Below are 18,859 nucleotides of genomic sequence, written 5' to 3' on the forward strand. Positions count from 1 at the left end.
TCCTCAGCGCGTCACGCCAGAGGCTCAAACGCAAATCGCCGGGCCATGTAGCCCGGCGATGTCTTTCACAATATTTCACAATAGCGTAGCCGTTAGCCGCCGCTGTTGCCCAACCCCAACAGCACGATACCCGCGACGATGATACCCATCACCACGATGACCAATGGCAGCATCTTATGGAGACCATTGGCGGGTTTTCTCGCTTCGGGCTGCTGCTGGGGTTGAGAGGTTTCGAAGTCCTCGGGGACGCGTTCGCTCAGCACGTGCTCTTTCTCTTCTTCCGGGGTTTTGCTTTCTCGGGTATCCATACAGCACCTCATCCAGTCCGGTCGATGATTCATAGCGCGTCGGCGTGCGCTGCCCGTCGCGCTGCGCTTATAGCGTTACGACATCGAACTCGACCTCGGGGTTCACATCGGCATCGTAGTCCACGTCGTCACGCTCGAAGCCAAACAGCTTCAAAAACTCATGCTTATAACCAGCATAGTCGGTAATGTCGAAGAGGTTGTCCGTCGTGACTTCCGGCCAGAGGTCTTGGCAGGCTTTTTGAACGTCCTTGCGCAGTTCCCAGTCGTCCAACCGCAAGCGCCCCTGATCGTCAGTGACCATGTCGCCCGGCTCACCGGAATAAAGACGCTCGCCGAACAGGCGGTTCAACTGGTCGATGGTGCCTTCGTGCAGGCCCTGCTCTTTCATGATGCGGTAAACCATGGCGATATACAGCGGCATCACCGGGATCGCAGCACTGGCCTGAGTGACCACGGACTTCAGAACGGCGACGTTGGCACCGCCCCCGCTCTCTTTGAGTTTGGCATCGATGGCCGCTGCCGCGCGATCCAGGTCCTCTTTGGCTTTACCCAGAGCACCGTGCCAGTAAATCGGCCATGTGATTTCGGTACCGATATAGCTAAACGCCACGCTGCGCGCGCCTTTGGCCAACACGCCCGCATCATCTAGCGCACTCATCCAAAGTTCCCAATCTTCGCCACCCATGACGGTAATGGTGTCGTCGATCTCCTCCTGAGTCGCCGGTTCTACTTCGGCTTCGATGATAGCGTCCTTGTTGGTGTCGATCGCCGTGGCGCGGTAAGTCTCGCCAATCGGCTTCAGGCTAGAGCGCTTCAGCTCGCCGCTGTCGGGCAGCTTGCGCACTGGGGAGGCCAATGAGTAGACCACGAGATCGATTTCGCCCATATCCTGCTTGATCAGCTCGATGGCTTTGTCGCGCGCTTCATGGGAGAACGCGTCACCGTTGATGGATTTGCTGTACAGGCCTTCCTGCTTGGCAAACTTGTCGAACGCGGCGCTGTTGTACCAGCCTGCGGTGCCCGGCTTCTTCTCGGTGCCCGGCTTTTCGAAAAACACGCCCAAGGTATCGGCGCCGTAACCAAAGGCGGCGGTGATACGTGCCGCTAGGCCGTAGCCGCTAGAGGCACCGATTACGAGCACTTTCTTCGGGCCTTGGCGTTTATCCAAACCACGGGCGCGGGTCGCCTCGATTTGCTCGAGCACGTTCTGCTCGCAGCCTTTCGGATGGGTGGTGGTGCAGATAAAGCCGCGCACTTTCGGTTTAATGATCACGTTGGACCCCTTCATCAGATGAGTATCGCATTCGGCACGGCGGGTGCCGAGTTACCAATGAGGGTATTCTAGCGGTCTCGGCGCGCCCTGTCCGCTCTTGAGCTTATCCGCCATTCGGGGCACGATAGCGCCCTGCCCACCACTTGCCGACGGGATCTTGGATGAATGCACAGCAGCTAGTCGATGAGCGAGGCGATTTATGGCTGGCCCTTGCCCCTCTCTGGCTCGATCGTGAGCCCAGCGAGCGCGACTACGCCCATATGATCGAAGTGATCGAACAGCACGCGATGTCACTCAAGGAGCTGGAATGGGTGCTGCGCCTGGAGCTAGCACCCGTCATGTCACGTCACCAGCTTTCCGTCGCCAGCGAGTGGCGAAAGTTCGACGATTACAAGCTGATGAAGCAGCTCGTGAACCACAACATGAAACTCACTGGTTGGCGGCGCAAAAGCTGGGCGCTCTTTTCGGGGCTGACGACCATGATGGTACGCCACCGTTGGAACGAACTGATGCAGCGTCTCATGGTCGTTCGCGGGGACGTCTAGGCCTACTCTTTGTCGAGGGCAGCCTCAAGGGCCAAACGTAGCGTGAGACCGCGATCCCTAGGACCAAAACGAGCAATTACTTTGCCATCTCGGCCAACGAGGAACTTGGTAAAGTTCCACTTTACGGCCTTGGTACCCAATACCCCCGGCGCTTCTTGCTTGAGCTGTGCGAACAGCGGGTGGGCATCGGCGCCGTTGACCTTCACTTTCTCCATGAGCGGGAAACTCACGCCAAACTGCTGCTCTCCGAAGGCACAAAACGCCTCGGCGCTCTCTGGTGACTGGCGGCCAAACTGGTTACAGGGGAAGCCCAACACGGTAAATCCACGATCCCGGTAACGCTGGTACAGCCCCTCGAGCTCTTTCAACTGCGGCGTAAAACCGCACTGGCTGGCCACATTGACCACCAATAATACCTGCCCACGCAAAGCGCGCAGATTGAAGGGCTTACCTTGATGGGTATAACAATCCTGCTCGTAAATCGTCATCGCCAGGCCTCTAAAATGCCTTTGCCAGCATACGCTTTACCTTGCCACGGCAACGTTGGCGACACCAGCCTCGTGATCAAAGGATCGGCCCCGCCGCCACCCGCAGCGCCAGCGCGATCAGCAATACGCCAGTCATCCGATTGATCCAGTGCGCGTGGCGTTGCAGCCAGGGCAATACCCGTGAGTGAGACAGCCCAACGGCGACCAGCACGTACCAGCCACCATCGATGATAATCGCCGTGGCCACGATGATCGCCTTGGCAAGCAAGGACATCTCCGGCGTCACGAACTGGCTCAATAGCGCGACGAAAAAGATGATCAGCTTGGGATTGCCCAGGGCCACCAGTACGGCTTCCTTGGCGGCTTGCTGCGGCGTCGTGGCCACGGCACTCGGCGAGAGCGCACCGCTACGGCCAGCGCGCAGCGCCTTGATACCCAGCCACGCCAAATACGCTGCGCCGCACCATGTAATCAACTGAAACAATTCGGGAAAACGCACCACCAGCGCGCCTAACCCCAATACCGTCAGCAGCGCGTAGACACCAACGCCGAAGGCATGAAAAATAGCCGCCGTGATGCCTGGCACGCGGCCACCGCCCAAGGTATGACGCAGCACCAACGCCAAGCTCGGCCCAGGCGACATGGCCCCCATCGCACAAATAGCGGCCAATGAAAGCCATAGTGTCAGCGGCATGGTCTCCTCCCTGAAGAATTCGTGGAACACTCGATGAGCCGCCAGTATACGCCAGACAGAAGAGGTATAGCGCCTATCTTGATCTTAGCGGTCGTCGTAACGTCTCGACGCACCGCATTAACGTCTCGCACGCTTAAATAACGCTGTTAGCATGGTACGCTGTTGGGTAGAATTTTCTCCTTTTTGAACACGATGACGCCTGCCATGCAGGCGTTTCATGGCTAATGAAGGACTTCAATATGGGTAGGGCGTTTCAAAACCGTAAGGAATCCATGGCCAAAACGGCCGCTGCGAAAACCAAGGTTTACAGCAAGTATGGACGTGAAATTTACGTCTGTGCCAAAGCGGGCGGTACGGATCCCAATGGCAACCTTGCGCTGCGCGGTTTGATGGAGCGCGCCAAGAAAGACCAGGTGCCCTCTCACGTGATCGACAAGGCCCTGGACAAAGCCAGCGGCGCAGGCGGTGAGGATTTTTCACCGGCGCGCTACGAAGGCTTTGGCCCTGGCAACGCCATGGTGATCGTCGACTGCCTGACCGACAATCCCAACCGTACCTTTGGCGATGTGCGCGGCTGCTTCACCAAAACCAAAAGCAAGATCGGCACGCCAGGCAGCGTCAGCCACATGTTCGACCACTGCGCTATTTTCTCCTTCAACGGCAGTGATGAAGAAGCCGTCCTGGAGGCGCTAATGGAAGCCGACGTGGACGTGACCGATATCGAGCAGGAAGAAGGTCGTATTACGGTGTTTGCTCCCCATACCGATTACGCCAAAGCCAAGCAGGCCTTGCTGGATGCGTTCGGCGAGATCGACTTCGAGGTCGACGAGATTCAGTTCCTGCCGCAAACCACCACGCCCATCGAAGGCGATGACGTGGCGATGTTCGAGAAATTTCTCAACATGCTCAACGAGCTGGACGACGTACAGAACGTCTTCCATAACGCGGAGCTACCGGAAGAGAGCGCTTGAGCCGTTAGGCGCTTAACGCATCTTTGGGTACGAAGATCCACCCTTCCGCCGCTGGCATCTCTGCTGGCGGCCAAGCCACACTCCCTTTGGCATGCTCCAAGCTCCACGCCAGTAGTGCACAGTGCCAGGCATCCTGGATATCCTGCTGCTTCGGCGTTGGTTGATGAAGCATGGCGTGCAGCCCTTCAGTCATGCACACGCGCCGACGCAGCGCTGCAAATTCAGCCGATCGTTTAGCGGGCGAGGGATACCCCTCCACCACACACAGCTCGCCCCCCTTCGATTGCCACTGCCCGCAGGCCGCGACGTGTGGGGCAAAGCGAGCTAGAAAGTGCATGCCTTTCGTGGCTTGACTGCCGATCATGTCTTTGATGGGAGACAGCGGCGTGATCCCCCGAGCGAACAGCCAGCGCTCGGTTTCCCGATACAGGTAAGGATTTTCTTGGGAGCGGCCCAGTCTATCCACCGCCTCTCCACGTGCGAGCGCTAGGAGCGCCTGAGGGAGTGCCAACGGCGTATCGATGGCCATGACCACCCGCTCATCGCCGCTGGCCACGTGCTGGCAAAGCGCCAGCAGCCGATGGATCACATCACGACTCGAGGTCGCCTCGTTCAGCGTCTCACGGAGGTTGTCTCGCCAAGGCTTGCCGATCACATGGAGTGCGTCATCCAACACCACCAACGCATCGCGGCTGGCGGGATTGTGGTCGCAATTCCAACCGCCCACGTCCCACCCAATATAGAGCGTCGAAGCCGTCATTATCGACTCTCCGCGCCGTGGGCATCGAGCGCTGCATCCGGGGGTAAGAGCGCGGGCGTGACGCCTGCCTCGCTCAGCACCGCCTTGCCACGCACCGTCAAATCGGTGATGAAGAGAAATTGCTGACGCGGATCCACCGGATACGCGCGGATGCGATAGTGAGTGCCCCAAGGTTTTTCTTCGGCCACCACGATGATCGGTTCATCGAATTTTAAATAAGCGCTGGTCAGCGCCACGTCACGAAGCGCCTTGCGTACCCAGCCCGCCTCGTGCTCGGGGTGAAGATAAAAACTCGCCACGCACTGCAGGCTAGTGCCACCATTATTGGCGTTGTAAATCGCGGTGTCCCAGAGCTTCAAATGCGGCACGGCGACCAGATCGTCATCAGGAGTTTGTACTTCTACCGTACGCATGCCCACGTGTTTCACTTCACCATAAGTCTCTTCGATCCGGACCCAGTCCCCTGGGCGGTATGGCAACTCGACCGCTGAGACGACGCCAGCAATCAGGCTACTCACATAATCTTTCATCGCAAAACCAATGGCCAAGCCAATGGCACCTAGCAGCGTCACCATATTACGCAACGACGGCTCGACGATGATCGGCACAGCGATGGCCAGTGCCACGATGAGGATGATCAGGCGGGTTAGCGGTACCAACGCAAAGACGCGAAAGCGCACCTGACCATGCAGCCGATTGGCCAGCCAGTTGAGACCGCGCTGGCTGGCAATGATCAATACGATGGCACTGCCCACCACAATGCCTAGCGTGATTAGCGCTTGGCTATCGAGCTCATTAAATAACTTGGCATACTGCCCTTGATCGTCCATCGACGCTCCTTAAAGCGGATCTACCAAATAATTACGCGACGCCAGCAATTGTCGTACGCTGGCGTAGCACAGCGGCGCCACCTGCCAACGCCCCTCCTGACCGCTCAGAATGCCGCGTTGCGCCAAGGAGAATCGTGCGTTCAACGCTTCATGATCGGAAAACGGCAGCACGTACCTCAACGCTTGGTCATCGAGCCCGCCGTGTATGAGCAGCGTATGAAGCAGCAGGGTAGCGACTTCGCCGGTATCCGCCGGTAGCTCGGCATCGGCCAACGCATCAAGGAGCCACAGCTCTTGCATGTCGCTGCGCGTCTCTTGGCCGTCATCCGATGCATTCTCCTCCGATGGCTCTCGCAGCCGCTCGCGCCAGTAGTGCCAGGCAATGCCCAAATGTCCGCGACAGTGCGCGGTCAATCGCTGCAGTTCGCTGTAAACCGCCTTATCGTCGCTTTCGCTCATGAGCACCGGCCTCCCCGTGCGTGTGCTGTACACCGTTGGGCACACCTGCACCGTTCGATCCACGTGGTGGGCAAAATAGTGGGCCAGCTGCTCACCTTCGAGCCCTTGGAGGGTGAGCACCGGCACGCCCTCAAGGCCTACGGCGTGCTGTAAGTAGGCATACGTCCAGCTATCGCAGCCAATCACGCTTTGCCCCATTCGGCCGCTCAGGGAGCGCTCGACCAGCTCACGCACGCCCTGCAAGCCGTTGGTGTGACGCAGAAAGTGGCGCTCGAGGGCGGGGATGGCCCAGCGCTTGCGCGGGGCTACATGATCGAGCCATACGGTACTTCCCTCGAGCAGCTCGGGAAGCGTAGGAGGAGTAAGGCACTCCACGCTTCGCTGCGCGGCCCAGTGCCGCACCACTGCTGCATGTCCACCATGAGGTGGCGAAACGAACATCACCATGGGCGCTTCATCATAGGCTTGCAGTGACTGGGCCAAACCACGCGCGGCGGGTGTCCAGTCGATACTGGGCGCCCAGTGGGCCAATTTGACCTCCGGCAGCGCGCGTAGCTCGCTCTCTTGTTTGGCTTGGCGTTCGGAAGCTTCGCGGCCAACCATCCAAGTGGTAGCTGCTCGAAAGCTGCGCCGCCACTGGCTTGCCTGGGTGCGTTCAGGGGTGTGAAAGCTATCCAATGACACTACTTTCCATGGCGATAACGCCGCGTTCGTTGAGCTCTGCGCCATCGTCTGCCTCGGTTAGGTAAAGTAGATTAAGGTTAGCATGCCTGAGACTCCTCCTAAGGGGCCAGTCGAACTTATCGTCTAGAATAAAGTCGTTATTGCCAAGTAACTCACTTTTGAGCGATGCGCAGGAGGCAACGATGAGCGTGGTGAATGTCACGATGGCTGAACTACACGAGAAGCTTGCGAAGTGCATTGCAGGCGAGCGGGTGCTCATTGAGCAGGAGGGCAATCGATTCAGCGGCCGCATCCAACATGTGGGTGTCATGGGGGTGAAGATCATCCCCGAAACCGTCATCAAAAACAGTACCGGCGACCCTGGGGACGTGGATGGCGTCACCGTACCCTATGACGATATCTGGGAGTTGGAAGTCAAAGGCGTGGTCTACAGTCGGTTAGGAGAGTAATGTCTCTGCCCTTGTACGACCTTCCTCCGGCTGGCCAATAAAAAAGCGCGTCCGCCCATGGCAGACGCGCTTTTCTCACTCTTTACGCAACGTGCATTTTACGCAAAGTGCATCGCGTCGCTCAGAACGTCAGGCAAATTTTACCAAAGTGCTTGCCCGATTCTTGATGACGAAACGCCTCGGCAATCTCGCTAAGCGGGAACTCACGATCGATGATCGGTTTCAAATTCGCCGCTTCGATCGCGTCGATCATCTCGATCTGGTGGCGACGGCTACCGACGATCAATCCCTGCAGCTTGGCCTGCTTGGCCATGAGTTTTGCAGTGGGAATGTCTCCCTCGCGGCCGGTCAGCACGCCAATCAGCGAAATGTGTCCACCAATCTTCACGGCATCGATGGATTGCGGCAGCGTACCGGGGCCGCCTACCTCGACGACGTGATCCACGCCTTTGCCGTCGGTCAACGCTTTGACCGCTTTTCCCCACTCGGGTGTCTCGCGGTAGTTGATGGTGTGCTCCGCGCCGAGGCTACGCAGGCGCTCCAGCTTCTCATTGGAAGAGGAGGTCGCGATCACTCGAGCCCCCATCAGCTTGGCGAACTGCAGTGCAAAGATCGACACCCCGCCGGTACCCAGTACCAGCACGGTATCGCCCGCTTTCAAGCCGCCATCCACCACCAGCGCGCGCCAAGCGGTCAATCCCGCAGTGGTCAGCGTGGCGGATTCTGCATGGCTGTAGCCGATCGGCTGGTGAGTGAACCATGTGGCCGGTCGAATTACCTGCTCCCGGGCATAGCCATCGACGCCATCACCGGGGGTAGTGGTGAAGTCGCCTACCCGTGCCGGGCCTTCCAGCCAGTAGGGAAAGAACGTCGAGACGACCGCGTCGCCCACGGCAAACTCCTCAACGCCTTCGCCCACGGCCTCCACCACGCCCGCGCCGTCGGACATCGGGATGCGCTTGTCGTCGGTGGGGATCATCCCCGCCACCACCGCGTAATCGTGAAAGTTCAGCGAGCTGGCGTGCAGGCGCACTTTGATCTCGCCAGGGCCAGGCTCGCCGGGCGCGGCCGTGTCGACGACGTTCAATTTATCTAAACCGCCGGGTTGTTGAAGCTCAATCGTTTGCATCTCTACCTCCTGTTGAAGCGCCTTCACTAGGCGACCGGTCTAGTCTCAAATGAGGGCGTTGTTATCAGGATCAAGGTCGTTACCCAAAAAGCCGCCCGACTGCCGCTGCCAAAGACCGGCATAGATACCATTGCGGGCGAGCAATTCCTGATGGGTGCCGCTCTCCACCATGCGCCCTTCGTCCACCACGATCAAACGATCCAGCATGGCGATGGTAGAGAGCCGGTGGGCAATGGCGATGACCGTTTTGCCCTCCATCAACGCATCCAATTGCTCTTGAATCGCCGCCTCGACTTCGGAATCCAGCGCCGAAGTGGCTTCGTCCAACACCAGAATCGGGGCGTCCTTGAGCAGCACTCGGGCAATGGCAATGCGCTGGCGCTGACCGCCGGAGAGTTTGACGCCCCGCTCTCCCACGTGGGCATCCAGACCACGCCGACCTTTGGGATCGACCAGATCATTGATGAACGTGTCGGCATGGGCGCGGCACACCGCCTGCCAGACGTCCTCATCGCTGGCGTTAGGGCTGCCGTAGCGGATGTTGTCCCGCAGCGAGCGGTGCAACAGCGAGGTATCTTGGGTCACCATGCCGATCTGGTGGCGTAGCGAGGTTTGGGAGACCTCGGCGATGTTTTGACCATCGATCAGAATGCGTCCGCCCTGCAGGTCGTAAAAGCGCAGCAGCAGGTTTGCCAGGGTCGATTTCCCGGCCCCAGAGCGGCCAATCAGGCCAATTTTCTCGCCGGGCTTGATGGTCAGGCTCAGACCATCGAACACGTTTTTGCTCTCCCCTTTTGCCTGGGCATATTGGAAACGCAACGCGTCGAAGACGATCTCGCCGTTGGGCACGCACAATGCTTTGGCATTAGGAGCATCTTTGACAGTCGGTTCCTGGGCGATGGTGTTCATGCCATCCTGCACCGTGCCGATGTTTTCGAACAGCCCGGCAACCTCCCACAAAATCCAGTCGGACATGAAGCGAATCCGCATTACCAGGGCAATGGCAATGGCCAGTACGCCCAACGAGATCGCCTCCATGTACCAAGCGGCGATGGCCATGCCGGCGGTGCCGACCAATAGTAGCGTGTTGAGTAGCGTCAAGCAGACGCTCATCACGGTCACCAGCCGCATCTGGCGATGCACGGTAGTCATGAAGCCTTCCATGGCATCTTTGGCATAGCGCTCTTCGCGCTGGGTATCGGCAAACAGCTTGATGGTTTGGATGTTGCTGTAGCTATCCACCACGCGACCGGTCATTTGCGCACGCGCATCCGCCTGGGCCATGGAAACGTCCCGCAGACGCGGCACGAAAAAACGCATGATGCCCAAATAGCCGACCAGCCAAAGCCCCAGCGGCAGCAGCAGCCATGGGTCGGCGCGGCCCAGCAAGATGGCCGCCCCGGTAAAATAGACGATGGCGTACACCAGTAGATCCATCACTTTGGTGACGGTTTCCCGCACGGCCAGCGCGGTTTGCATCACTTTTTGCGATACCCGCCCGGCAAACTCATCCTGATAAAATGCCAGGCTCTGGCTGAGCATATGGCGATGCGATAGCCAGCGGCCAATCATCGGGTAATTGCCGAAAATGCTCTGATGCGTCACCAGCGACTGCAGCAACACCAGCAGCGGCAATCCCACCACCACCAACACCGCCACACCCGCCAGCCAGAGACCGTGGCTCGACCAAAAGTCGGCGCGCTCGACGCCGCCCAGCCAATCCACCAAATCCCCCATGTAGCTAAAGAACACGACCTCGGCGGCGGACACCACCGCCGTGATCAGCGACATCACCAGCAGCCACGGCCATACCGGGCGGGAAAAGTGCCAAATGAACGGCAACAGCCCTTTGGGCGGTGTGGTGACCTCACCCTCTGGGTAGGGGTTGACGCGCGCCTCGAAAAAGCGGAACAGCGGCGAGAGCAAACGTGACAGCATGGACATTCCTTACAAGACGCAATAAAAGAAAGGACGGCGTAAGAACGCTTAGAAGCATGATCGCGACGTCAAGCGTCAGGATGATGACGCATGAGCCAACGGGCCCAAAAAGGAGCGACGACCATGAGTGTGACCATGCGCAGCAGGTGATGAAACGCCACGAACACCGGGTCGATGTTGAGCGCGACGGCGAGTATCGCCATTTCACCAATGCCGCCTGGGGCCAGCGCCAAGAGCGCCACATCGCGCCCTACCCCCACGGTTTGGTGGATGAGTTCGGCAAACAGTGCCAGAACCACCAGCGCAAGCAACGTCGCCACCCCCGATTGCCAAAGATAGCGCCCGAGTAGCCGCCGCGTCATACCTTGAAAGCGCGAGCCGATGGCGCTACCAAGCACCCAGAGCATCACGTTCATGCCCCAGCTTGGCAGGGCGAGACTCGCCATATCCAGCCCGGAGAGCAGCGCGGTGGCTAACAAGGGAGCGAGCAGCGCAGGGCTTGGCAGGCGCAACCACTTACCCAACGGAAGTAAAAGAGGGATGGTGAGCAGTAGCCAGCCATCCGTGAGTGACGACGCCGCCGGACCCAGCGTGCCCTCTCCGCCCTCGAAAGCCCAAAATAGAGGCGGTAGGAAGAGAATCACCAGCACGATACGCAGCGACTGTGCAATGGCAATGCGCTGCGGGTCGCCGCCGCACCGTTCACCGAGCAGGATCATCGCGGTCATGGCGCCCGGTGATGCGCCAAACCAGGCGCTGACGGGGTCGAAGCCGCAGCGGCGATACCAGGCAGACGCCACGGCGGTCGACGCGGCCACGCCTGCAAGCAGAAGCATGGCCGAGATGGGCCAATCAAGCACCCGCTGGGCCAGCTCAGGGGTGACCTGGCTGCCCAGTACCATGCCCATGACGGCTAGGAACACACTGCGCAGCGACTCGGGCACCGCTACGCTCAGCCCTCTGGCAGACACCAGCAAATTCGCCACTAGAGGGCCCAACATCCAGGCTAGCGGCAGCCCGGTCACATGAAACAGCGTGCCGCCTGCGGCGCCAACACCGAGTGATAAGACAAGCGCCTTGGCTCTCCCTGCACTGTAACGGCTGCCCTTCACACTCCCCTCCCATGATCTCTCAGGCGATGCGGTATGGCAGAGTCGTCTCGTTCAACTACTTACTCTGCTAAGCGTTGCCTCAGTTTATCACTATTGGGGTCAATCCTCGTCGTCGTCATCGCGCAGGCGCGCTTGGCGCTCGGCCTCCTCCTCTTTGACGTCGTCGATCACTTCCATCAGCTCGTCCACATTGGCAATGTGGTCATCGAACTCGAAGTGGCCGGTCAGCTGGCTATCGGGATGCAGCTTCCCCGCTTCATACAGCGCCCACATCTCTTTACCGTAATGGGTAGCGAGCAGCTCGGGCGCAAAACGGCCAAAATAGGCACGCATGTTGTTCACATCGCGCTCCAGCATGGCAGCAGCGCTGTTATTGCCCGCCGCATCCACCGCCTGAGGTAAATCGATGATGACCGGGCCCTCGGCGTCGACGAGCACGTTGAATTCCGATAAATCACCGTGGATCAAGCCTGCACAGAGCATGCGCACCACGTCTTGGATCACTTTGGCGTGATAGCGCAGCGCCTGCTCTTCGGTCAGGGTGACATCGTCCAAGCGCGGTGCCACATCCCCCTCGGCATCGGTGATCATCTCCATCAGCAGTACGCCATCCACGAAACCATAGGGCTTGGGCACACGCACCTCGGCCGCGGCCAAGCGGTACAACGCATCCACCTCGGCGGTCAGCCACGCCTGCTCCTGCTCTTTCTGGCCGTAGCGGGTCTTCTTGGCCATGGCGCGGGCGCGGCGGCTGTTGCGCTCTTTACGCCCTTCCTGGTACTGCACCGCCTGCTTGAAGCTACGCTGTTTGGCCTCTTTGAAGACTTTGGCACAGCGCGTGTCGTCGCCACAGCGCACTATGTACACCTGCGCTTCCTTGCCGCTCATCAACTGCATCAGCACCTCATCGATCAGGCCATCGTCGACCAGGGGCTGTAATCGTTTGGGTGTTTTCATAACTTGCTGCGAAGGCTCCTTATGATAGCGACCACGTCATTGGGATCGTTAATGGCGAATGCGTCGCACGCGGAAAGCGCGCCCTTTGAGTTTATCCCGCTCCAGCTTGGCCTGAGCTTTCTGGACAGCGCTGCGCGCCACCGCGACGTAAGCGCTTCGAGCCAACACCTTGATCTTACCCACCTGATCACCGCGCAGACCGCCTTCGCTGGTCAATGCTCCCAGAATGTCGCCAGGGCGCAGCTTATCTTTCTTGCCACCCGCCAACTGTAGCGTGGCCATGGGGGGCTCGAACGGCGAACCGTTGGTGGCTTTCGGCAGCGGCTCGGTCGCGAGCGGCTCGCCCAACAGCTCAGCGAGGCGTTCGAGTCGATAATCTTCTTGCGGTGTGACCAGGGTACAGGCGATACCGCTGGCTCCTGCGCGCCCCGTGCGGCCGACGCGATGAACGTGGACGTCCAGCTCGCGGGCGATTTGGTAATTGAAAACGGCGTCTAGTTGAGCAATGTCGAGCCCGCGGGCGGCCACATCGGTGGCGACCAAAATCGATGCGCTCTGATTGGCAAACAGCACCAGCAGCCGGTCGCGGTCTTTCTGCTCGAGATCGCCGTGCAAGGCGACGGCGCTAAACCCCGCATCGACCAAGCCATCGGCCACGGCCTGGGTTTCCCGCTTGGTATTACAGAACACCACGCTAGTGGTAGGTCGCGTGGCAAGCAGCAGCTCGATCAACGCAGCAAAACGGTCGTCGTCATGGGACACACGGTAAAAGTGCTGCTCGATGGTCGTGGCATCGTGGGTCTCTGCCACCTTGACACTGACCGGGTCGCGCAGCACGCCGCGGGTCATGGCTGCCAGCCCCTCCCGCTCATCGGGAAACGTCGCGCTGAACAGCAGCGTTTGTCGGTCAGTGGGGGTATCGGCGATGATGTCGTCGATGGTGACCTGAAAGCCCATGTCCAGCATACGGTCGGCTTCGTCCAGCACCAGCACGGCCAGCGACCCAAGCGTGAGCGAGCCTTTGCGCAAGTGCTCGTCCACCCGCCCCGGCGTGCCCACCACGATATGCGCACCGTGCTCCAGCGAGGCGAGCTGCGGCCCAAAGGGCGCGCCGCCACACAGTGTGAGTACTTTGACGTTGGGCATGCCCCGCGCCAGGCGTCGCAGCTCCTCGGCGACCTGATCGGCCAGTTCGCGGGTGGGGCACAGCACCAAGCCCTGTACGCTGAAGGCTTCTACACGCAGCTGTGACAACAGCGCCAAACCAAACGCGGCGGTTTTACCCGAGCCCGTTTTGGCCTGCGCCATCACATCGCGCCCCACCAGCATGGGCGGCAGGCTCTGCGCCTGAACGGGCGTCATGTCGTGATAGCCCAGAGAGTCGAGCGTGCTCAGCAGCGCGGGCGAGAGGGCAAGGGAGGCAAAAGAGGTATCTGACACAAAAAATTCCTGAAGGGGCGGCGGTGCCCAGCGATCCGATTGATGGAAGCACCATACCAGAAAGCGCCCTCTCCTGCTTTGCCAGGCACTTAACCCGATGCGTATCGTTCTATGCAGAGAGCGCTGCGAAACGGCCCTGGCTGAGTGCAGCGAGGTCCTCCGGCGAGAGTTCGATTTCTAATCCTCGCCGACCAGCACTCACGTAAAGCGTCGACCACGCTTGTGCCGAGGCATCAATGAACGTCGGCAGGCGCTTTTTCTGGCCTAGCGGGCTCACTCCTCCTAGCACGTAGCCGGTGGTACGTTCGACGATATCCGGCGCGGCCATCGCGGCCTTTTTAGCGCCGGCCGCTTTGGCGATCTGCTTCAGCCCCAACAGGCTATTCACGGGGACGATACCCACGGCCAACTGCTTGCCATCCAAGCTAACGACGAGGGTTTTGAAGACCTGTTCGGCGGTAACGCCAAGTTTGTCGGCCGCTTCCAGCCCGTAGGACGGGGCGGTGGCATCGTGCTGATATTCATGGAGCTGAAACGCAATACCTGCGTGCCTTGCGCTGTTGATTGCCGGTGTCATGGAGGTCTCTTAAGTTAAACGCGCCAGACTATCTGAAAACATCACTTCCCACTGCTAGGCTTAATAGCGTGCCCACCTCATGGAAGTCAACTGACAGGAGTCGTTAAATGAAAGCCACGTCGAAAGCCCAGCAAAAAGCCGCTGGCGCCGCCCTTTCCGCCAAACGCGGCGAGACCAAGCCCAGCGAGCTGTATGACGCCTCGAAAGAGATGTACGACTCGATGAGCGAAGAGGAATTGGAAGAGATGGCGGGTACCCAACGTAAAGGCAAACCGCAAAAGAAAGAGGACGATTGAGCGAGGCTGCGCCAGCGGCTTGCGCTGGCGCAGCTTGCGTGAGCCTATGTCAGCCAATTATTGGCAAGGCACCACGCGGCGCAGCGTATCTTTCGCCCACAGCGTTTGGCCATCGGGCGTGCGGCCATGTTCGTTCCAGCGCTCGGTGGTTTCCAGGCAGAACGAACCGGCGTTTTCGGTACGCGGTTCCGCACTGACGGGGCGATCTCCGCCGATCCGCATGACGTCCGGATTTTCAGTGGTGTAACGTGGGGCAATGGTAGAACTTGCGCAGCCAGCCACCAAAGCGGTGACCAGCAGCACGGGCAAACAGCGGCGCAGTGGCATGTTTTTGCAACCCTCAAAAGTGCAGTGTTAGGCCGACACCCGTTGTCGGTAGCGCTTGATATCACCACACCTTCGATAGCGTCAACACTTTTTCAATGCACGCATTACGTGACCAGCGTAATGCTCGTCACCGGTCGTAAATTACGCAGCTTACAGTGCTGCTCGACGCTCTCGACGATCTCTTCCGCGTCATCGATTTGCTGCTTATCGAGCTGAATGTCGACCATCAGGAAGCTGCCTACCTGCGCAAGGCGTACATCGTCGTCGGCGATATCGAACTCCGCCACTTCTTGTACCACTTCCTGGCGCACGCTGCCGACCGGTTCGCCGAACATCAACTCGCGCAGCGCGCCTTTGACCATACGAATGGGCATGGGCAGGAAGTAACCGGCAATGATAAGAACCATCACCGGGTCCGCAAAACGCGCCAAGTGTTCCCAAGGCGAGAGGGTTAACCCCCAGGTAAGGGCAAAGCCCAGCATGACGGCGGCACTTAGCCAGGTATCCATCTGCCACTGGCGAAGCTCTGCAGCCAGTAGCGAGGACTGCGCGACCTTGGCGTAGCGGTTCAACCACCCCCAGGTGAGCAAACAGCCGCTCACGTTGACCACGCCAAACATCAGCGCCAAGTCCAGCGTGACCAAACGTCCTCCCTGCGCCAAGCTCCACAGAGCAGAGACCAGGGAGAACAGGCACACCAGCGCAATCACCACGCCTTTGAGCAGCACGGCCAGCGGCTCGACCGTCAGCCGCCCAAAGGGGTAGTGATCATCCGCCGGTTTGCGGGCCTGCTGAAGCGCAAACAGAGAGAGCGATGCCAGCACTAAACTTAATAGCGAATAGCCACTATCGAAGAGTATCGTTATCGAGCCACTCGCAAGGCCCAAGGCAAGTCCGGTAAAGGCAAACAGACTAGCGGAGATGGCGGAAAATCTGAGCGCACGGCGCTCGGCGACAAAGGGGGTCACGCGGGTTGCTCCAGTAGAAGGGGAGATAAGAGCAAGCCATCATAGTGAGTAAAACAACGCTACACTAGTCGCTCAGCGCCAACTATATTGGCGCTCGAAAGCTTTTACTTTATGAGGTGGTTTGCATGCGCGCGGAACAGGTCCAAGCGTTCATCGATGTCACGGAGCACGGCTCGTTTGCCGCCGCCGCACGGCACACCGGCATGAAGCGCAGCACCCTGAGCGCCGCCGTCAATGCACTGGAAGATAGCCTGGGCGTGGCACTCTTCGAGCGGTCGGGGAACAGCCTTCAGCTCACGGCCGTGGGGGAAAGCGTGCTACCCGACTGCTACCGCCTGCTGACCAGTGCCAACCGCATCAACAAGCACTGCCAGCAACACTTACAAGGCGTAGAGAGTCAGCTCTGCATCGCGCGGGACGACGCGCTGCCCGAAGCGTTTTGGCGACAGGTCATGCACGACCTGAAGCAGCGCTACCCGCTCACGGCCATTTCGGTATACCTGCTCCCACCTCAGGAGCATGCCCAGTTCGTGCTGCGCCAAACGGTGGATATTGCCTTTGGGCTGTATACCGCCGAAGGAGCCGCGGTGAATGCCAGCAACCTTGCCCCAGTGAGCATGAGTCTCGTGGCGGCACCTGGGCATCCACTCAGTCGCCTGCCCAACGTCACCAAAGATGATTTGGCACAGTACACCCAGGTATGCCTGACCTTCGACCAAGGCGACAAATTGGTGAGCGAGGCGCTGTTCTCCACCAACTATCTGGGCCTGACCATGTTCGAGGTGATTCGTGATGCGGTGATCAATGGCACCGGCTGGGCCTTGCTGCCTTACCCGCTCGTCAAAGACGCTTTGGCCAGCCACAGTCTGTGTGCGCTCAATCACGACCTGCTGCTGGAAAGCCATTACTACCGTTACGTGGAAGGCGAGAGCCTCGGGGTGGTCGCCACGGCGCTGCTGACCAACGTCATCCGTTTCTTGGGTACCACACGCTGAGGCCCCCTCTCAGTCGGAAAGCCGAGCACGGCGCATGAGTAACGTTGAAATTTAGCAGTGGCGAAAAAAGCGATTGCCCACCACGCTGTAAAAAAAGCCATTGAAGGAGCCCAAAGGACACGCTAGAGAACCGACACAGGCACGTGTCATCTAAGCGTAAAGTGCATCTGCCAGTGTCGATGTTGCCGTCAACCAAGGAGTAGTTTCCGCGATGGTACGACTCGATAAGAAAGCGACTAGGCTGTATGTCCTAGACACGAATGTCCTGATCCACGACCCCGCCGCGCTCTACCATTTCGATGAGCATGATGTGGTCATCCCCATGACCGTGCTCGAAGAGCTGGACAAGCATAAGAACGGTATCCGCGAAATCGCCCGAACGGCACGGCAAATCAGCCGCACGCTGTCCGATCTCACCAGCCAGGTGACGTTCGACGAAATTCAGCAAGGTATCCCCATTCCCCGCATCAGCGGAGAGTCTGGCCGCCTACACTTTCTGTGCTACAACGATCTCAAGCCCTTCGACGCGCTAGACGATAGCCCCGACAACCGTATTCTGGCAGAAACCTGCCGGTTGCGTGACGAACGCCCGGATGCGTCGGTCATTCTCATCACGAAAGACATCAATCTGCGGGTAAAAGCCGCCGCGCTAAAAGTCCCGGTGGAGGATTACCTTAACGACCGCGCCTTCTCCGATAGCGATGCGATGATCGAAGGCGCGCAGGTATATACCCAGGCAGGCCAGAATGGCGCATCGCTCTGGGAAGCGCTGAATGTCGATGTCACGGTCGAACGCGTGGATCATCACACCTTTTATCAATTAAGCGGCACTATGCCCCGCGACTGGCACGTGGGTATGCTGGTGTCCGATAGCGAAAACGGCGCCGAATTCGAAGCCATCGTGCGCGAGCTTTCCCCCAGCTCGGCGCGGCTGCAGCTGCTCACCAACTATCGCCACCACGCGGGCGTATGGGGCGTGCACGCCCACGACAGTCGCCAAAATTTTACCCTCAACCTACTGATGGACCCCGAGATCGATCTCGTCACCATTGCCGGTAACGCAGGCACCGGTAAAACCTTCATGACCCTTGCGGCTGCGTTTCAACAAACCCTGGATGCCAAACGTTTCGAGCGCATCGTCTTTACCCGCGCGCCGATTCCCATGGGCGAGGACATTGGCTTCTTGCCGGGCACCGAAGAGGAGAAAATGTCACCGTGGATGGGCGCCTTCCACGACAACATGGATAACCTGCTGCGCAACGACGAGGGGGAGTCGAGCTGGGACAACGGCGCCACGCGACAGCTGATCGGCTCTAGGGTACAAATCCGCTCGCCCAGCTTCATGCGCGGGCGCACCCTGAACGACACCTTTTTGATCATCGACGAGGCGCAAAACTTCACACCCAAGCAACTGAAATCGCTGGTCACCCGCGCCGGGCGCAACACCAAAATCGTTTGCCTGGGCAACGTCGGGCAGATCGACACGCCCTACCTGACCGCCAACACCTGCGGCATGGCCGCTGTGGTCGAACGGTTCCGAGACTGGCCCCACGCTGGGCATATCACTCTAAAAAGCGTCGAGCGCTCCCGCTTGGCACTGGCCGCCGAGGAGCTGCTGTAGCGCTCTTTGCCCCCGAACGTCTACACCGCCCAGTTCAC

Annotated in this window: 21 protein-coding genes; 6 read left to right on the top strand and 15 right to left on the bottom strand. The window is 59.3% G+C overall.

Annotated elements, in window-relative coordinates:
• Nucleotides 1–92: 92 nt before the first annotated feature.
• Together GYM47_RS12825 and fabV are read right to left on the bottom strand one after the other, a co-directional pair.
• Nucleotides 93–308 carry a hypothetical protein gene (locus GYM47_RS12825; RefSeq protein WP_139526611.1) on the bottom strand — a complete coding sequence of 72 codons (216 nt, stop codon included), beginning with the start codon at nucleotides 306–308 and terminating at the stop codon, nucleotides 93–95.
• Nucleotides 309–375: 67 nt separating this feature from the next.
• Nucleotides 376–1,581 carry an enoyl-ACP reductase FabV gene (fabV, locus tag GYM47_RS12830; protein WP_153842659.1) on the bottom strand — a complete coding sequence of 402 codons (1,206 nt, stop codon included), beginning with the start codon at nucleotides 1,579–1,581 and terminating at the stop codon, nucleotides 376–378.
• 161 nt (nucleotides 1,582–1,742) lie between these two features.
• Between fabV and GYM47_RS12835 the strand changes: the two genes are divergently transcribed.
• Nucleotides 1,743–2,126, top strand: coding sequence for a DUF7079 family protein (locus GYM47_RS12835; protein WP_153842658.1), 384 nt, complete (start codon nucleotides 1,743–1,745; stop codon nucleotides 2,124–2,126).
• A gap of 2 nt (nucleotides 2,127–2,128) precedes the next feature.
• On the opposite strand, the gene GYM47_RS12840 is transcribed toward GYM47_RS12835, so the two are convergent.
• Nucleotides 2,129–2,614, bottom strand: a complete 486-nt coding sequence (locus tag GYM47_RS12840) for a glutathione peroxidase (protein WP_139526608.1) — start codon at nucleotides 2,612–2,614, stop codon at nucleotides 2,129–2,131.
• A gap of 76 nt (nucleotides 2,615–2,690) precedes the next feature.
• On the bottom strand, nucleotides 2,691–3,308 hold the full coding sequence (locus GYM47_RS12845; RefSeq protein WP_139526607.1) for a LysE family translocator: 618 nt from the start codon (nucleotides 3,306–3,308) through the stop codon (nucleotides 2,691–2,693).
• A 239-nt stretch (nucleotides 3,309–3,547) separates the two neighbouring features.
• Between GYM47_RS12845 and GYM47_RS12850 the strand changes: the two genes are divergently transcribed.
• Entirely contained in the window at nucleotides 3,548–4,279 is a 732-nt protein-coding gene (locus GYM47_RS12850; RefSeq protein WP_139526911.1) for a YebC/PmpR family DNA-binding transcriptional regulator, read from the top strand.
• 4 nt (nucleotides 4,280–4,283) lie between these two features.
• Here the strand turns inward: GYM47_RS12850 and GYM47_RS12855 are convergent, their stop codons facing one another.
• From GYM47_RS12855 to GYM47_RS12865, 3 genes are read right to left on the bottom strand one after another with little or no spacing between them, the layout of a single operon-like run.
• A complete protein-coding gene (locus tag GYM47_RS12855) occupies nucleotides 4,284–5,039 on the bottom strand; it encodes a DUF429 domain-containing protein (RefSeq protein WP_168444467.1) in 756 nt (251 codons plus the stop codon).
• Nucleotides 5,039–5,869, bottom strand: coding sequence for a mechanosensitive ion channel family protein (locus GYM47_RS12860; RefSeq protein WP_153842657.1), 831 nt, complete (start codon nucleotides 5,867–5,869; stop codon nucleotides 5,039–5,041). Before GYM47_RS12860 ends, GYM47_RS12855 begins: the two co-directional genes overlap by 1 nt.
• 9 nt (nucleotides 5,870–5,878) lie before the next feature.
• On the bottom strand, nucleotides 5,879–7,057 hold the full coding sequence (locus GYM47_RS12865) for a hypothetical protein (protein ID WP_153842656.1): 1,179 nt from the start codon (nucleotides 7,055–7,057) through the stop codon (nucleotides 5,879–5,881).
• Between the two features lie 137 nt (nucleotides 7,058–7,194).
• On the opposite strand from GYM47_RS12865, the gene GYM47_RS12870 reads away from it, so the two are divergent.
• Nucleotides 7,195–7,461, top strand: coding sequence for a hypothetical protein (locus tag GYM47_RS12870; protein ID WP_139526604.1), 267 nt, complete (start codon nucleotides 7,195–7,197; stop codon nucleotides 7,459–7,461).
• 121 nt (nucleotides 7,462–7,582) lie between these two features.
• Here GYM47_RS12870 and GYM47_RS12875 read toward each other — a convergent pair whose 3' ends face one another.
• From GYM47_RS12875 to ybaK, 6 genes are all read right to left on the bottom strand, one after another.
• Nucleotides 7,583–8,590 (bottom strand): zinc-dependent alcohol dehydrogenase family protein, encoded by a 1,008-nt coding sequence (locus GYM47_RS12875; RefSeq protein ID WP_153842655.1) that lies wholly within the window; start codon nucleotides 8,588–8,590, stop codon nucleotides 7,583–7,585.
• A 45-nt stretch (nucleotides 8,591–8,635) separates the two neighbouring features.
• Nucleotides 8,636–10,528 carry an ABC transporter ATP-binding protein gene (locus GYM47_RS12880; protein ID WP_139526602.1) on the bottom strand — a complete coding sequence of 631 codons (1,893 nt, stop codon included), beginning with the start codon at nucleotides 10,526–10,528 and terminating at the stop codon, nucleotides 8,636–8,638.
• Between the two features lie 68 nt (nucleotides 10,529–10,596).
• Nucleotides 10,597–11,640 (bottom strand): AbrB family transcriptional regulator, encoded by a 1,044-nt coding sequence (locus GYM47_RS12885; protein ID WP_153842654.1) that lies wholly within the window; start codon nucleotides 11,638–11,640, stop codon nucleotides 10,597–10,599.
• A 99-nt stretch (nucleotides 11,641–11,739) separates the two neighbouring features.
• Nucleotides 11,740–12,597, bottom strand: coding sequence for a PA4780 family RIO1-like protein kinase (locus tag GYM47_RS12890; RefSeq protein ID WP_153842653.1), 858 nt, complete (start codon nucleotides 12,595–12,597; stop codon nucleotides 11,740–11,742).
• 48 nt (nucleotides 12,598–12,645) lie between these two features.
• A complete protein-coding gene (gene dbpA / locus GYM47_RS12895) occupies nucleotides 12,646–14,037 on the bottom strand; it encodes an ATP-dependent RNA helicase DbpA (RefSeq protein ID WP_044629268.1) in 1,392 nt (463 codons plus the stop codon).
• Between the two features lie 109 nt (nucleotides 14,038–14,146).
• Nucleotides 14,147–14,614 (bottom strand): Cys-tRNA(Pro) deacylase, encoded by a 468-nt coding sequence (gene ybaK / locus GYM47_RS12900; RefSeq protein WP_153842652.1) that lies wholly within the window; start codon nucleotides 14,612–14,614, stop codon nucleotides 14,147–14,149.
• A 107-nt stretch (nucleotides 14,615–14,721) separates the two neighbouring features.
• Between ybaK and GYM47_RS12905 the strand changes: the two genes are divergently transcribed.
• A complete protein-coding gene (locus GYM47_RS12905; protein ID WP_139526597.1) occupies nucleotides 14,722–14,910 on the top strand; it encodes a DUF3008 family protein in 189 nt (62 codons plus the stop codon).
• Between the two features lie 57 nt (nucleotides 14,911–14,967).
• Here the strand turns inward: GYM47_RS12905 and GYM47_RS12910 are convergent, their stop codons facing one another.
• Both GYM47_RS12910 and GYM47_RS12915 read right to left on the bottom strand, forming a co-directional pair.
• Nucleotides 14,968–15,237, bottom strand: a complete 270-nt coding sequence (locus GYM47_RS12910) for a hypothetical protein (protein ID WP_153842651.1) — start codon at nucleotides 15,235–15,237, stop codon at nucleotides 14,968–14,970.
• 104 nt (nucleotides 15,238–15,341) lie between these two features.
• Nucleotides 15,342–16,205, bottom strand: a complete 864-nt coding sequence (locus tag GYM47_RS12915; RefSeq protein ID WP_089675650.1) for a cation diffusion facilitator family transporter — start codon at nucleotides 16,203–16,205, stop codon at nucleotides 15,342–15,344.
• Nucleotides 16,206–16,330: 125 nt separating this feature from the next.
• Between GYM47_RS12915 and GYM47_RS12920 the strand changes: the two genes are divergently transcribed.
• On the top strand, nucleotides 16,331–17,200 hold the full coding sequence (locus GYM47_RS12920; RefSeq protein ID WP_153842650.1) for a LysR family transcriptional regulator: 870 nt from the start codon (nucleotides 16,331–16,333) through the stop codon (nucleotides 17,198–17,200).
• Between the two features lie 211 nt (nucleotides 17,201–17,411).
• The gene (locus tag GYM47_RS12925) at nucleotides 17,412–18,821 is read left to right on the top strand and encodes a PhoH family protein (RefSeq protein ID WP_139526593.1); all 1,410 of its coding nucleotides are present in this window, start codon (nucleotides 17,412–17,414) and stop codon (nucleotides 18,819–18,821) included.
• Nucleotides 18,822–18,859: the final 38 nt, after the last annotated feature.

This window comes from Vreelandella piezotolerans (assembly GCF_012427705.1).
Classification (GTDB): domain Bacteria; phylum Pseudomonadota; class Gammaproteobacteria; order Pseudomonadales; family Halomonadaceae; genus Vreelandella; species Vreelandella piezotolerans.